This is a genomic window from Streptomyces sp. SID8352, assembly GCF_009862265.1.
Taxonomy (GTDB): domain Bacteria; phylum Actinomycetota; class Actinomycetes; order Streptomycetales; family Streptomycetaceae; genus Streptomyces.
Genome location: NZ_WWGX01000038.1, coordinates 50533 through 65057, shown reverse-complemented (window position 1 = coordinate 65057; position 14525 = coordinate 50533). Strand labels below are relative to the sequence as shown.

The window sequence follows — 14525 nt, the reverse complement described above, 5'->3', positions numbered from 1 at the left end:
CCCGGCCACCGGACCCGCCGGAGGCACCCCGGCCACCGGTTCCGCCGGGCCCGCCCGGACTCCCCGGGCCGCCGGGCTGCGCCGGCGCACCGGGGCGGTTCACCGCGTGCCCTCCGTGCCGCGCTCCCCCGCCTCCCCGGCGGGCCCGCCCCCCGTGTCCGAGACCGTGAGGTCGGCGGTGCTCTCGACGGGGCGGCCGTCCACCGCCCAGACGGTGCCGTCGTCGGCGTACAGGCGGACGGTGAGCCGGTGCGTGCCGCGCGGCACCAGAGCGGCGTCGAGCCGGTGCCGGGGGCCGCGCAGCCGGACGAGGGGCTCGCCGTCCAGGAAGAGGCGCGCGAACCCCCGTCCGGCGACGGCGCGGTCGGGGGCGCCGGACGGGGAGAGGCGGAAGCCGCGCAGGTCCAGGCCCACCTCCCAGCCGCCGTCGGCGGAGGGCTGCACCTGGAGGCCCGCCCCGGGCGCCCCGGCGGCGTCCACCTCGCGGTAGCGGTTCCCCTCCTCGTCGGCGCCGTCGAGGAGCCGCCCCACCGGCGCGGCGGAGGTCCGGCCGGCCCCCGGCTCCCGGGTGCCACCGGTGCCGCAGCCCGTGGCCCCGGCCAGCGGCAGGAGACAGACCGCGAGCGCGGCGACTGCTCTGCGCGTCCACGACATGCCCCGGAGACTAGAACACCGGTCCGACGGCCCGAACGCCCCGGGGGGCGCGGTTCCGGCCAACCCTCACGGACCGGGCAGGAAGACCCGTACGGGCCCTTGCGCGGGGAGGACCGCAATCCTACGGTGTCCCATAGGAATCAGCTTGGCGAGGGAGCGAGTGATGAGCGGGGACGCGCGCAAGGCGGCGGAGGGGCTTTCCCACCTGTCCGGTTTCGGCAATGAGCACAGCTCGGAGGCGGTGCCGGGCGCCCTGCCCGACGGCCGCAACTCGCCGCAGCGGGCGCCCCTCGGGCTCTACGCGGAGCAGCTCAGCGGCTCGGCCTTCACCGAGCCCCGCGCGGAGAACCGGCGCTCGTGGCTCTACCGCATCCGCCCCTCCGCCGCGCACCCCTCCTTCACCCGCACGGGCAACGGCACCATCCGCACCGCGCCGTTCACCCAGACGGTGCCGGACCCCAACCGGCTGCGCTGGAACCCCCGGCCCGCTCCCCCGGCGGGGACGGACTTCCTGGCCGGGCTCTGGACCCTCGGCGGCAACGGCGACGCGACCCAGCGCACCGGCATGGCCGTGCACCTCTACCACGCCAACGCCTCCATGGAGCGCGTCTTCTCCGACGCCGACGGCGAGCTGCTGATCGTCCCGGAGCGCGGCGGGCTGCTGCTGCGCACCGAGTTCGGGCTGCTGCGCGCCGAGCCCGGCCACATGGCGCTGATCCCGCGCGGGGTCCGCTTCCGGGTCGAGCTGCTCGACGACGACGCCCGGGGCTACGTCTGCGAGAACTACGGCGCCCTCTTCCGCCTCCCCGACCTCGGCCCGATCGGCGCCAACGGCCTCGCCGCCGCCCGGGACTTCCTGGCCCCGGTCGCCGCCCCCGAGGATGTCGAGGGCCCGGTGGAGGTGGTCAACAAGTACTGCGGCAATCTCTGGACGGCCACCTACGACCACTCCCCGCTCGACGTGGTCGCCTGGCACGGCAACCTGCTGCCGTACGTCTACGACCTGCGCCGCTTCAACGTCATCGGCAGCATCTCCTACGACCACCCGGACCCGTCGATCTTCACGGTGCTCACCTCTCCGTCCGACACCCCCGGCCTGGCGGGCGTCGACTTCGTGGTGTTCGCGCCGCGCTGGCTGGTGGGCGAGGACACCTTCCGCCCGCCGTACTTCCACCGCAACGTGATGAGCGAGTACATGGGCCTGATCGAGGGCGCCTACGACGCCAAGGCGGAGGGCTTCGTGCCGGGCGGCGGCTCGCTGCACAACATGATGTCGGCGCACGGTCCGGACCGGGAGACCTTCGACCGGGCGAGCGCCGCCGAGCTGCGGCCGCAGAAGGTCGACGACGGGCTGGCGTTCATGTTCGAGACCCGCTGGCCGGTGGCCCTCACCCCGCAGGCGGCCCGCGCCGACCACCTCCAGGAGCGCTACGACGACGTGTGGCAGGGCCTGGAGCGGCACTTCCGCCCGTTGCACTGAGCGGACCGGACCGGTACGGATAGGCCCGTGACCTCCTTCGCCCCGGACTCCATCGTCCTCAACCGCAAGCTGCCGCTCTGGTACCAGGTGTCGCAGTCGCTGCGCGCCTCGATACTCGGCCGCTCGCCCCGGGACCCGCTGCGCCTCCCCACGGAGGAGCAGCTCGCCGGGCACTACGGGGTGAGCGTGCTCACCATGCGGCAGGCGCTGAAGGAGCTGGAGGAGGAGGGGCTGATCAGCCGCCACCGGCGCCGGGGCACCTTCATCGAGCCGGACGCCCGGCGGGGCGCCCCGGTGCGGCTGCTGGGCTCGGTGGACGCCATCGTCGCCCAGCAGTCGGGCATGACCAGCTCGCTGCTGGAGCACGGCGTGGTGCCGGTGCCCTCCGAACTCTCCGAGTACTTCCCCGACCTGGCGCGGGCGGCGGCCTACCACCGGCTGCGCTGCGACGAGAAGACCGGCGAACCGACCAACCACGCCCGCAACTACGTCCGGCCCGAGCTGGCCGCCCGGATCGACCCCGACGACCTGGCCCGCTGGCCGATGACGAAGGTGCTGCGGGACGTGGCGGGCCTGCGGATCAGCAGGATCACCGACACCGTGGAGGCCCGGCTCGCGGACCCGGAGACGGCCCGGCTGCTCCGGGTGCCGCTGCTCAGCCCGATCCTGCACTACACGGGCGTCACCTACGACCCGGCGGGGCGGGTGCTCGACGTGGCGGTCATCCACTACCGGGGGGACCGCTTCTCCTTCACGGTCACCCTGGACGCCACCTGACGGACCGGCGGCCCCGTCGTACGATGCCCGGCGTGACGCCCGACGACGCTCCGCGCCCCGCGGACCTCATGCCGTGGTCCGTCGCACCGCCCCGGCTCGGCCGGGGGTGGCCGGCGGGTCCCGACCCGGCCTCGCTCAGGGCCCGCTGGGACGCCCTGGTGGCGGCGGAGGGACCGGACCGCGAGGCCCTGTTCGAGCCGAGCCGCTCGCGCACCCCCGAGACCGCCGTGCCCCGGCTGCCGGGCACCTCCGGCGGCACGGAGCGGCTGGCGCGCCTCCCGGGTCCCTGCCCGGAGCCGGTGCGGGTGCTGCGCGGGCCCTTCGACGAGCAGTGGCTGCTGCCCGACCACCGGCTGATCGACGCGGCCCGGCCCGAGCTGTGGCGGGTGGCGGACGCCCGGCAGGTCTTCGTGGTGGAGGTGCCGGGCGCCGCCGGACCGCCACTGCTGGCGACCTCCCTGCCGCCGCTGCTCGGCCCCGGCCGGATCCGCCCGCTGTACCGCAGGCCGGGCGGCGCGGAGCCCAATCTGGCGCCGGGGCTCCTGGACCACCTGGCGGTCCGGCTCGGGGTCCGCCCCTCCCCCGCCGACGTGCTGGCGTGGCTGCTGGCCGCCGCCCGGCCGGGCCCCCTGGTCCCGCTCACCGCGGACCGGGCCCAGTGGGAGCACGGGGTGGAGCTGGGCCGCCGGGCGCTGTGGCTGATGCGCCGCGACGGGGAGCGGCCCCGGCTGCCCGGCGGGCGGCGTCCCTATGTGCGGGCGGCGCTGCCTCCGCGTCCGCTGACCCTCCGCTACGACCGCGAGGAGGAGACCCTGCACCTGGACGGGGGCCGCGTCTCCCCCGTCCCGGCGGGGGCCTGGGACTTCGAGGCGGGCGGGCACCGGGTCCTGGAGCGGTGGTTCGCGGAGCGCACCGCCCCGGGCCCGGGCGGACTCGCCGCGATCCGCCCGGCGGACTGGCCGCAGTCCTGGACCTCCGAGCTGCTGGAGCTGATCACGGTCCTGGCGCTGCTGGCCGAACTCGGTGCCCCGTGCGCGGCGCTGACGGTGACGGAGCCGGTGACGGCGACGGAGCTGCGGGCGGCGGGGGTGCTCCCGGCCCCGGCCGCGGCCCGCCGCCCGGCCTCGGTGCTGGACGACCGGGAGGAGGGTCCGGAGGGGCAGCTCGCCCTGCTGTGACCGTGCCCCGTCCCGGGGGCCCGGCCTCCCCGGACCCCGCGGAGGCGGGAGCGCCGGGCCGGGAGCACATGGAGGGGGAACGCGGACGCCCGTCGGCCCTGGGCGGGGCGTCCTGCACCCGGCCGAGGGCACGTGCGAAGGCGTTCGGGTCGGCAGGGCCTCGCGGACGGGCTCCGCCCCGGTGGGCGGTGCGTCGCCGCCGGGTGGGGTGCGGCGGTGGGGCACGGCGGGGCGGTGCCTCGGAGCGGGCCGCAGGGGGCCGCCTGCGGAGGGGTGCGGGACACGGAGGCCGGACGTCCGTACGGAAGGGACGGCGGGGTCGTACGGGGTCGCCGGGACCGCGCCCGCCCGGGGCACACCGGGGGCGCCTCCGCGTGCCGTGGGGATGACGGACGGGATGCGGCGCCGTGCCGGGACGGTGTCGTCGCCCGGGCGGGGCGGTCGGCTAGCCGGCGAAGAGCGAGCGGCGCAGCCGGCGCAGTGGTGCGAAGAGCAACACCCGGCGCACGCGGGCGCCCCTGCTGCTGCGCTCGCGCACCCTGTCGCGCGCGGTCAGCTCACGCATCAGCGATGTCGCCTCCAGCGTCTCGCGCTGCGGCAGGGCGGGCCCGCCGAGCACCGCGAGATGGCGGTCGAGGCGGGAGCTGGTCGCGCTGCTCCCGCAGGTGATCGCAGGGACCCTGGCCCTGCTGCGCATCGTTATCTGTTCCATGTCACTCCCCACCCGTACGAGTCCGCCCGGCCCCGGGCAGGGTAAGCCTATCTCCCCGGCCGGGCATGCGTGTATCGCGGTCACAGGATTCACCTTCCCCACAAGGGGGTTGACGATCACTCTCCGAATCCGACAGTTTCCAGGGCGAGTTGGTGAAGTGCCCGGCCCGGGGGCCGTTCCGTCCCCCGCGCGGGGTCCGGCGGTCACCGTCCGTCACGAGGCGGGCCGGTCCGTCCGGAGGGCGGTCAGGGGCGCGTCACCCTTGAGCATCCCCACGGAGCGCGGAACCACACCAGGGCGCACAAGCGGCACTTGGAGCACAGGGGTGGCCGGCGGCTCCCCGCGCCGCTCCCGGGGGCGACCGCCGTGCGCCCCCTCTCGGCGCGGGGCGGTGACCTCCGGTGAGCCGCCCGCCCGCTCCGGGTCCCGCGGACGGGCCCGCGCCGGGGCCGCGGACGGCCCTCGCGCCGGGCGCGCCCCGGGCCGGGAACGTGTCCGATCTCACGCCCTCCGGGCGGCGCGCCGGTGAACGGCGCACGGCGCCCGCCGCGCACGGCCGGTCCCGGACGGCGGGACCGCCGTGCCCCCGGGGCCGGCGGGGCCCGGGGACACGGCGGCGGGAGAGGGACCGCCAGACCTGGTGGTGCGGTGCGGGATCAGGCGGCTTTGGTGAGGGCGGGCAGATAGCCGCCGGACTGTCCGGCCGCCGTCGGGTGGTACGACTCACCGATGTTGAGCCAGTTCACGCTGTGCAGCCAGGAGTTCCCGGAGCAGATCTCGTGGCCCGTGAAGGGGGAGCGCACGTCGGCGAAGGTGAAGCCGTGCCCGGAGGCGCGCTGGGCGAGCACGGTGTTGAGGCGGTCGGAGGCCGCGTTGATCGCCTTCCGCTTGCCCTCGGAGAGGCCGACGCAGGTGGTGCCGAGCTTGTAGAAGCGCGGGTAGCCGACCACCACGACCTTGGCGCCGGGCGCCTTGGAGCGGATCGCGGAGTACACCCGGTCGAGGTTGCCGGGAAGCGTCGAGTTGACGTAGGACTCCGCCGTGGCGACCCGGGACAGGCAGGTGCTCTCGGACTGGAGCACACAGGTCGTCATGACGTCGGCGAAGCCCGCGTCGTTGCCGCCGACGCTGATGGACACCAGCGAGGTGCCGGAGCCGAGCGGGCCGAGCTGCCCGGACAGCACGTCCCCGGTCCGGGCGCCGGAGCAGGCGGTGAAGGAGAAGGACGAGGGCGAGTGGGCCGCCGCCCACAGGGAGGGGTACGCCTTCGTGCTGCGCTTGCAGTCACCGCTGGAGCCGATGTAACCGCCCGCCCCGAGCCCGGAGGAGTAGGAGTCGCCGAGGGCCACGTACCCGCCCGCGGCGGCGGTTCCGGCGCCCGCGGCGGCCGAGGTTCCGGTGAGGGCGGCGACCGCGGCGAGGGTGAGCGAACTGAGCAGGACGACGAACCGGGAACGTCTCATGGGACCTCCTTGTAGCAGAACGTCTGCCGCAACCGTGGTAGCAGCTACGCGCGTTGATTAGAAGTGTCCATGCCAAAAGTTCACCTCCTCCGCGCCGTCCTCCCCAGAACCTCCGGAACCCGGTGCTCCGGGGCGGCCGACCCCCGTCCCGCACGCCCCTCCTGACACTTCCTCCGGCCGACACCGCCCCCGCGGCGCCCGTCCCGCCCGCCCCGCGACACGTCGGCGGAGCCCGGGCAAAGCGGGTGCGCGGCGGGGGGGCCGCGGCGGATCATGGGGGCATGTCCGTGAATCCGTACGACGCCCTGCCGGTCCGGCTCACCGTCGACGACGGCGACTCGCCGTCCGACGTCGTCGACGCGCTCTTCCTCGGCCGCTTCGCGACGGGCGAGCAGCCGTACGCGCACGCCGCCAACATCGACCGCGTCCGGTCCGGCGCGACCCTGCTGCCGCCGGGCGCGCGGGTGCTGCGCTGTGCCCGTGACGACGACCGCAGCGCCACGCTGGCCGAGGGCGACGGCTGGACCGTGCTCGTCTCGCGCTGGAGCCGGGGCGCCGACGTGACGGTGACGGCGACCAGCGCCGAACTTGCCGAGAAGGTGCTCGGCGAGGCCACGGACGGCGCGGCCGACGAGCCCGAGCCGCAGCCGGGCAACGTCCCCATGGGCTTCTGGTACGTCTCCCCGCGGCGCGGCCCGCACCGCACCACCCGGCAGATCGCGGCCGGTTCCTGGGACGAGGTGCGGGCCAACTACACCGCCCCGGTGGCGCGGGCCATGGACGGCCTGATGAGCACCACCCCCGAGGACATCGCGGGCCGGCTGCTGCTCCTGCACGGGCCGCCCGGCACCGGGAAGACCTCCGCGCTGCGCACCCTGGCCCGCTCCTGGCGCGAGTGGTGCCAGGTGGACTGCGTCCTGGACCCCGAACGGCTCTTCTCCGACGTCGGGTATCTGATGGACATCGCCATCGGCGAGGAGGACGCGGCGGGCCGGAACCGCTGGCGGCTGCTCCTGCTGGAGGACTGCGACGAACTGATCCGCGGCGAGGCCCGGCACACCGCGGGCCAGGCTCTCTCCCGGCTGCTCAACCTCACCGACGGGCTGCTCGGCCAGGGCCGCAACGTGCTGGTCGGCGTCACCACCAACGAGGACCTCGAACGCCTGCACCCCGCCGTCGTCCGCCCCGGCCGCTGCCTGGCCCGCGTCGAGGTCGGCCCGCTGACCCGCCGCGAGGCGGTGGAGTGGCTCGGCACCGAGGAGGGCGTCGGCCGCGACGGCGCGACCCTGGCCGAGTTGTACGCGCTGCGCCGGGGCACCCGGCCCACCACCCTGCCGGAGCCCCGGGAGGGTGCGGACGCCGGGCTGTACCTGTGAGCCCGGGTGCCCCGCGCACCCCGCCGCGTCGGACCCCGCCCCACCCCGCCGCGCCCCGGACGGTGCCGGGGCGCGGTGCCTCAGTCCCGGTACGCGGCCCGCAGCGCGTCCCGCGCGGCGGCCAGCGCGTCCGGCTCGGCGAGCCCGAGCCGGCGCGCCCGCGCGGCGTAGGTCTGGGCGGCGGACGCCAGTTCCCGGTCCGCGGCCTGCCCGGCGGCGGCGACGAAGGTGCCGTTGCGCCCGCGGGTCTCGATCACCCCGTCCGCCTCCAGCGCCCGGTAGGCCTTGGCCACCGTGTTGGCGGCGAGCCCCAGTTCCCCGGCCAGCCCGCGCACGGTGGGCAGCCGGTACCCGACGGGCAGCGCGCCCGACCTCGCCTGTTCGGAGATCTGCGCGCGCACCTGCTCGTAGGGCGGGGCGCCGTCGTCGATGCGGAGGGTGAGAGTCACCGGCCGATTGTCGCGCATCCGGGGGGAACCGGGGCACCTCGAACCACCGGGCGGGCCCCGGCCCGCCCCTCAGCACCGCCTCCCGGGCCGGTCCGCGACAGGCGCGGGCCGGGCAGGAGGCCAACGGAAGGAGACGCCATGTCCCCGGAACCGGTCGGACCGCAGGGCACGGTGGACGTCGTCCTCGTCAAGGCGGGCCGTACGAAGATCCGTTACCCCGCCGCGCTGCTCCACGACGACGGCACCCGGCTGACCGTGCGCGCGCCCTGGGCCGGGGCGGGCGTCCGCGACTTCGGCTTCGTGCGCTTCGCGCCGGGCGACGTGTTCACCGAGCACTACCGGCGCGACCGGTGGTACGCGGTCAAGGAGGTGCGGACGGGGGCGGGTGAGCTGAAGGGCTGGTACTGCGACGTCACCCGCCCCGCCGTGCGCACCGGCGGGGAACTGGTCGTCGAGGACCTGGACCTGGACCTGTGGTGCTCCGCGGATGGCACGGACGTACGGCGCCTGGACGAGGACGAGTTCGCCGCGAGCGGACTGGCGGAGCGCGACCCGGCCGCCGCCGCGGCGGCCGTGCGCGCCCTGGACGAACTGGAACGGCTGGCCCGCGGCGGTGGTCTCGGCGGTATGCGGGCCTGAGTGCGGCCGGGGCCGGCCGGTCTCCCCCGGCCGGGACGCTTCGATGGGCGGGTCCCGGGGAAGGGGTGGGCTACCTCCGTGAGAACACGGAACCCGGTGAATCCGCGAGGAGGCAGCCATGCGCCGTCTGACCGTGCAGAAGCCCCTGAAGAAGACCGAAGCCCGCCGGGTCCGCGGGGAATCCGCCGAACACCCCGTCCGCCGCCCCGAGATCCGCGAGGACATCGCCCGGACCTGGTGGCCCGACAACTGACGCGGGTCCGCCGGGAGTCCGGCGCGTCCGGTGGACGGCGGCGGTTTCTGAGGACAGTCTCAGCGCTTCCTTAACTGCACCATAAGGATTGACTCCTTCCGTCTCCGGCGGGCGATTTTCCGGCTCCTCGGGGCTAGTTTGCTGATCACCCCCACGGGTTCCGGCATCCGCCACCCGAGTTCAGCAACTACTCCGAGGAGTCAGCCATGTCCGTGCCGCACACGGCCACCGCCGCCCTCCTCGCCGCTGTCGCGCCGCCCGGCCCCGACAGCTAGCCAGACCCACCGACCACGGGGGAACACGGGGCTTGCCCGGCGGCTCAGGCCGGGCAAGCCCCGCTCATCCGTGACGCCCCCGCCGTGACCGGGCGGGGGCGGCCGGGCAGGCACCCGCCGGCCGGCCGGGCAGGACGGCACGGCGCCCCGCGCCGGGGAAGCCGCTCACCCCTCAAGTTACGAGCGAGTAGCACAGACGTGTGGTTACGCGTCGGCAAAACTTCGGGGGCTCCGCCGCCCGCGCCGTGACCGGCGGAATGCCGCCGAAAGGGCCCTGACGCGCCATCGGACACGGCCCCGTCACCCCCGGACGGAACCCAGGACGGCGGGGCGCGACCCCAGGCGACGGACCCCGGACCGCACACCTGGTGCCGACGGCACCGCCCCGGAGCGGGCGGCGTCCCGGAGCGGGCGGCGTCCCGGAACACCCCCGCGCGGCGCGCCCGGTTCCGGCGGTCCGGTCCGTCAGGCCGCCAGGGAGCCCGGCATCACCGCACGGGGCCCGAACCTCGCCCGCGCCCGGTCCGCGACCTCCTCGATCCGGCGCGCCCTCTCGTCCACCGGGTCGAAGGTGAGCTGGTGGGCGGCCCGGCGGGCGGGACCGAGTCCCTCGGCGCGCAGGCCCAGCGAGCGCACCCGGGCGCGCTGGAGGCCGAGCGCCCCGTACATGCCGTAGGCGGCCCGGGTCAGGTCGGCCGTGTGTGCCGTGGGCTCCGCCAGGGTGCGGCTGCGGGTGGTGCCCGCGGCGGCCCGGCCCGAGCCCGCCCGGGAGGGGGGCGGACCGGCGTAGCGCACGGTGAGGGTGAGGGAGCGGCAGACCTGGTCCGCGGCGCGCAGCCGGGCGCCCAGCTCCCCGGTGGCCGAGAGCAGGGCGCGGCGGTGCCGGCCGGGGTCGAGTTCGTCGCGGGCGAAGGGGCGTTCGGCGGTCAGCGAGCGGGCGGCGGCGTTGGGGACGACCCGGCCCCGGTCGACTCCCCCGGCCCGTTCGCGCAGTTCGCGTCCGGCCCGCGCGCCCACCAGGCGCTGGAGCGTGGACAGGGGCGCGGCGGCGACCCGGCCGAGGGTGTCGAGGCCGTACTCGCACAGGGTGCGGGCGGTGGCGGGGCCGACGCCGGGCAGCGCCGTGACGGGTTGCCCGGCGAGGAACTCCCGCACCCCGTCCCCGGGCACCGCCCGGGTCGTCCCCGGCCGGGCCTCCCGCAGCGCCATGCGGGCGGAGAGCGGGCCGGGACCGGCGCCGATCGCGCAGTCGACGCCGTACAGCGCGAGGGCGCGGACCCGGATCACCGACGCCAGTTCCACCGCGCCGCGCCCGAAGTACCGTTCGGCGCCGCTCAGGTCGGCCAGGGCGCCGTCCGGCGGCAGTGCCTCGACGACCGGGGTGAACTGCTCCAGCAGGCCGAGCAGCCGGGACAGGGCCGGGCCGTGCTCCGGCGGCTGCTGGAAGCGCACGCAGAGGACGGTCGTGCCGCTCATCCCGCGCTCCCGGGGCTCCGGTGCCACAGCTTCCGGCCCGCCGCGGGTCCCTCGCCCGCGGGGCGCAGATCGGCCCACGGGTGCATCTCGTACCCCGTGGGCATGCGGATGCTCCGCCGCTCCTCCCCGGGCTCCCGGGCCGCGGAGCCGGCGGGCGCGGGGGGCCCTTCCGGACCCGCGGCGCCCCGTCGGCCCGCCGGGGTGCCGCCGGGCCCGCCGGGACCCTCCCGGCCACCGGCACCGCCGGAGCCGTCCGGTCCGTGCGGTCCGTCCGGGCCGCCGGAGCCGCCCGGGCCCCCGCCCGCCGCGGCCAGCCGGGCGGCGACGCCCTCCAGCCCCTCCTCCTCCCTCACCTCCAACAGCTCCGCGAGGTTCCAGACGGCGGAGCCCACCACGCTGAGGCTGCGCGGGCCCCGCCGCTGGACCACCCCGCGCACCAGCAGCAGCCAGGAGTGGAAGAGGGTGTGCGCGCAGGCGTCGTGGGAGTCGTCGAAGAAGGCCAGGTCCACCAGGCCGGTGCCGTCGTCCAGGGTGGAGAAGATGACCCGGCGGCCGGAGCGGACGGGCGGTGTCTGGGTGGCCGCCTTGGCGCCCGCCACCAGCACCACCTCCCCGTGCCGTGCCTCGCGCAGCCGCTTGGCCGACAGGACCCCCAGCTCGCGCAGGAAGCCGCGGTGGTCGTCCATCAGATGGCGCGAGGCGTCCATGGACAGCACGCCCAGCTCGGCGCTGAGCCGCTCCTCCGGACCGAGGTCGGGCAGCCCGGCCGGGGCCGTCCGGCGCCCGCCGGGCAGGGGGAGCTGACCGCCCCGCCCGCCCCGGGCGCCGCGGTGCAGCTCGGCGAGGTGCAGTTGCAGATCGCGGCGGTTGGCGCCGAAGGCGTCCAGCGCGCCGACCCGGGCCAGCCGCCCGGCCAGCGGTCCGCTGGGGCGGGCCCGTTCCCAGAAGTCGAGGAGGGAGGCGTAGGGCTGCTCCCCGGCGATCCGCTCCGCCTCCGCGCCGGTGATGCCGTGCACGTCGCGGAGGGCGAGGCGGAGCCCCCAGCGGTCCGGGCCGGGCGGAGCGGGCACCGGCTCGACGCGGTGGGTGACGCCCGACCGGTTCACGTCCAGCGGCAGGACCGGCACCCCGCGCCGCCGCGCGTCGGCCAGCAGCAGGCGCTTGGGGTACATGCCGGGGTCGTGGGTGAGCAGCCCCGCGTAGAAGGCCGCCGGGTGGTGGGCCTTCAGCCACGCCGACTGGTACGTCGGCACCGCGAAGGCCACCGCGTGCGCCTTGCAGAAGCCGTACGAGCCGAAGGCCTCGACCGTGCCCCAGGTGCGCTGAATCGTTTCTGCGTCGTAGCCGTTCGCCGCCGCGCGCCGGGCGAACCACACCCTGATCCGCCCCTGCGACTCCGGGTCGGACAGCCCGCGCCGCACCCGGTCCGCCTCACCGCGCCCGCAGCCGGTCATGACGGCGACGATGTCGATGACCTGCTCGTGGAAGACGACCACCCCGTGGGTCTCGCTCAGCGGCTCCGCCAGGTCCTCGTGCGGCAGGCGCACCGGCGCCCGCCCGTGCCTGGCCTCGATGAACGGCCGCACCATGTCGGCGGCGACCGGGCCGGGCCGGAAGAGGGAGATGTCGACCACGAGGTCGTGGAAGGTGGCCGGCTGGAGCCGCCCGACGAGGTCCCGCTGGCCCGGCGACTCGATCTGGAAGCAGCCCAGCGTCTCGGTGGAGCGGATCAGCTGGTACGTCGCCGGATCGCCCTGCGGCACCGCGTCCAGGTCGATCCGCTCCCCCGTCACCCGCTCCACCTCGGTGACCGCGTGCGCCATCGCCGACTGCATCCGCACCCCGAGCACGTCCAGCTTGAGCAGCCCCAGCTCCTCCACGTCCTCCTTGTCGAACTGGGCCATGGGAAAGGGGGACGCCCCTTCCTTCCCGGGGCCGTGCGGGATCTCGCCGCTGGTCGGCACGACCGGTGTGCGGGAGAGCAGGGAGGCGTCCGACAGCAGCACGCCGCAGGGGTGCATGGCGACGCCGCGCGGCAGGGCGTCGAGCGCCTCGACCAGGTCCCAGAAGCGCCCGTAACGCTTCCCGCCGTCCCGGGACTCCCGTGCCAGCTCCTTCAGTTCGGGCAGCTCCGCCAGCGCCGCGCGGGCGTCGCGGGCGCGGATGTGCGGGAAGGACTTGGCGATCCGGTCGATCTCGGTCGGGTCCATGGACAGGGCGGCGCCCACGTCCCGGACGGCGTGGCGCACCCGGTACGTCTCGGGCATGGCCACCGCGGCGACCCGCTCGGGTCCGAAGCGGTCGAGGATCGCCCGGTAGACCTCGGGGCGGCGCGCGGACTCCACGTCGATGTCGATGTCGGGCAGCACGACCCGCTCCCTGGACAGGAAGCGCTCCATCAGCAGCCGGTGCTCGACGGGGTCGGCGTGGGCGATGCCGAGGAGGTGGTTGACCAGCGAGCCCGCGCCGGAGCCGCGTGCGGCGACCCGGATGCCCAGGTCCCGCACGTCGTCCACGACCCGGGCGACGGTCAGGAAGTAGGAGGCGAAGCCGTGGTGGGCGATGATGTCCAGCTCGTGGTGCATCCGCTCCCAGTAGGCGCGCCGCCGGTCGTAGCCGCGCCGCACCATGCCCGCCGCCGCCCGGGAGGCCAGCGCCCGCTGGGCGGTGCGGCGGCCGGCGCCGACGAGGGCCGGCTCGGGGAAGTGGACGGCGCCCGTGCCGAGGTCGTCCTCGGGGTCGACCAGGCAGGCGGCGGCCGTGGCCCGGGTCTGCTCCAGCAGGGCGAGGGCGGCCCCGCGCCGGAACCCGGCGGCCTCGACGATCCGCTCGGCGGCGTGCCGCATGGCGTCCGCGTCCTTGAGCCAGGCCTCTCCGGAGTCCGGTTCCCGGGCGGCGTGCACCGGCACCAGCCGCCGGGCGGCGTCCAGCACGTCGGCGACGGGGCCCTGGCCGGGGTCGGCGTAGCGGACGGCGTTGGTCAGCACGGGCCGCACGCCCTGCTCGGCGGCGAAGCCCACGGTGCGGGCGGCCAGCCGCAGGGAGCCGGGGCCGGTGCCCTCGCGGCCGTGCCAGACCGCCTCCAGGCGCAGGGCGTCGCCGTGCACCTCCCGCCAGGGCGCGAGGAGCCGCGCGGCGCGGTCGGGGCGGCCCGCGGCGAGGGCGCGGCCGACGTCGGAGTCCGGGCCGAGCAGCACGGTCAGCCCGTCGCCGCGCTGCTCGGCCCAGGGCAGCAGTGGGGCGCCCCCGGCCGCGTGGGCCGCGGAGACCAGCCGGCACAGGGCGGCCCAGCCGCGGGCGCCGTCCCGGGCGAGGAAGGTCGCGCGGGGGGCCGACTCGTCGAGGAAGGCGCCGCCGCGCACCGGGGTCCGGAGGCGGTCCCGGCGCACGGAGGTGTCCGTACGGCCGCCGTCCGCGGCCTCGGGCGCCGCCACCGCCAGCCCGGCGCCGAACAGCGGCCGGATGCCCGCCCCGGCGCACGCCCTGGCGAAGCGGACCGCCCCGGCGAGGGTGTCGCGGTCGGTGAGGGCGAGGGCGTCCATGCCCCGCTCGGCGGCGCGCTCGGCCAGCCGCTCCGGGTGGGAGGCACCGTGGCGCGCGGAGAACCCGGAGACGGTGTGCAGATGCGTGAAACCCGGCACGCACACCTCCCGCTCTCGTGAACCCGGTGTTCTGTCGAACACGCGTTCCCATCACCTCACCCCACCATAAACCAATTCTCGAATATGTGTGCGATACCCGTTCGGCCCCGCCCCACCTGCGGGAACGCCGGCCGCACCGGAGCGTGGGGGGC

Annotated in this window: 12 protein-coding genes; 6 read left to right on the top strand and 6 right to left on the bottom strand. The window is 76.4% G+C overall.

What is annotated here, in order from left to right; all coding sequences use genetic code 11:
- Positions 1-99: 99 nt before the first annotated feature.
- Positions 100-654 (bottom strand): hypothetical protein, encoded by a 555-nt coding sequence (locus tag GTY84_RS13200; RefSeq protein WP_161226405.1) that lies wholly within the window; start codon positions 652-654, stop codon positions 100-102.
- Between the two features lie 163 nt (positions 655-817).
- Here GTY84_RS13200 and hmgA point away from each other — a divergent pair, with 163 nt between their 5' ends.
- From hmgA to GTY84_RS13185, 3 genes are read left to right on the top strand one after another with little or no spacing between them, the layout of a single operon-like run.
- Complete coding sequence (gene hmgA / locus GTY84_RS13195) at positions 818-2134, top strand: homogentisate 1,2-dioxygenase (protein ID WP_161226404.1); 1317 nt, start codon at positions 818-820, stop codon at positions 2132-2134.
- 27 nt (positions 2135-2161) lie between these two features.
- Positions 2162-2911: a GntR family transcriptional regulator gene (locus tag GTY84_RS13190; RefSeq protein ID WP_161226403.1), complete on the top strand. Its 750-nt coding sequence runs from the start codon at positions 2162-2164 to the stop codon at positions 2909-2911.
- Between the two features lie 23 nt (positions 2912-2934).
- Positions 2935-4089 carry a type ISP restriction/modification enzyme gene (locus GTY84_RS13185; protein ID WP_202551067.1) on the top strand — a complete coding sequence of 385 codons (1155 nt, stop codon included), beginning with the start codon at positions 2935-2937 and terminating at the stop codon, positions 4087-4089.
- Positions 4090-4534: 445 nt separating this feature from the next.
- Here GTY84_RS13185 and GTY84_RS13180 read toward each other — a convergent pair whose 3' ends face one another.
- On the bottom strand, positions 4535-4801 hold the full coding sequence (locus GTY84_RS13180; protein ID WP_161226399.1) for a hypothetical protein: 267 nt from the start codon (positions 4799-4801) through the stop codon (positions 4535-4537).
- 656 nt (positions 4802-5457) lie between these two features.
- Positions 5458-6264, bottom strand: a complete 807-nt coding sequence (locus tag GTY84_RS13175) for an SGNH/GDSL hydrolase family protein (RefSeq protein ID WP_161226397.1) — start codon at positions 6262-6264, stop codon at positions 5458-5460.
- 281 nt (positions 6265-6545) lie between these two features.
- On the opposite strand from GTY84_RS13175, the gene GTY84_RS13170 reads away from it, so the two are divergent.
- Entirely contained in the window at positions 6546-7640 is a 1095-nt protein-coding gene (locus GTY84_RS13170) for a DUF5925 domain-containing protein (protein ID WP_161226395.1), read from the top strand.
- An 80-nt stretch (positions 7641-7720) separates the two neighbouring features.
- On the opposite strand, the gene GTY84_RS13165 is transcribed toward GTY84_RS13170, so the two are convergent.
- The gene (locus GTY84_RS13165; protein ID WP_161226394.1) at positions 7721-8089 is read right to left on the bottom strand and encodes a GntR family transcriptional regulator; all 369 of its coding nucleotides are present in this window, start codon (positions 8087-8089) and stop codon (positions 7721-7723) included.
- Between the two features lie 138 nt (positions 8090-8227).
- On the opposite strand from GTY84_RS13165, the gene GTY84_RS13160 reads away from it, so the two are divergent.
- On the top strand, positions 8228-8728 hold the full coding sequence (locus GTY84_RS13160) for a DUF402 domain-containing protein (RefSeq protein WP_161226393.1): 501 nt from the start codon (positions 8228-8230) through the stop codon (positions 8726-8728).
- 118 nt (positions 8729-8846) lie between these two features.
- Entirely contained in the window at positions 8847-8981 is a 135-nt protein-coding gene (locus GTY84_RS34650; RefSeq protein WP_265293011.1) for a hypothetical protein, read from the top strand.
- Positions 8982-9721: 740 nt separating this feature from the next.
- Here GTY84_RS34650 and GTY84_RS13155 read toward each other — a convergent pair.
- Entirely contained in the window at positions 9722-10732 is a 1011-nt protein-coding gene (locus GTY84_RS13155; protein ID WP_161226391.1) for a hypothetical protein, read from the bottom strand.
- Positions 10729-14373, bottom strand: a complete 3645-nt coding sequence (dnaE, locus tag GTY84_RS13150; protein ID WP_161226390.1) for a DNA polymerase III subunit alpha — start codon at positions 14371-14373, stop codon at positions 10729-10731. Before dnaE ends, GTY84_RS13155 begins: the two co-directional genes overlap by 4 nt.
- Positions 14374-14525 lie beyond the last annotated feature (152 nt).